The organism is Pseudanabaena sp. PCC 9330, from assembly GCF_055795045.1.
Window position 1 is genome coordinate 1 of record NZ_JAYFES010000037.1, and the last position, 243, is coordinate 243.

Annotated in this window: 1 pseudogene; it reads left to right on the forward strand. The window is 55.1% G+C overall.

Annotated features, from left to right (window positions below):
* Window positions 1–243 (forward strand): annotated as a pseudogene (locus tag AC0QKW_RS00700) (photosystem II q(b) protein); the annotation flags it as partial.

The following is a 243-nucleotide window of genomic DNA, read 5'->3' on the forward strand; positions in this document are numbered from 1 at the left end:
CTGACGGCATGCCTCTGGGCATCTCGGGCACCTTCAACTTCATGCTGGTGTTCCAGGCTGAGCACAACATTCTGATGCACCCCTTCCACATGTTGGGTGTAGCGGGTGTGTTCGGTGGTTCCCTGTTCTCCGCCATGCACGGTTCATTGGTGACCTCTTCGCTAGTGCGTGAGACCACCGAGACCGAGTCTCAGAACTACGGCTACAAGTTTGGCCAAGAAGAAGAGACCTACAACATCGTTG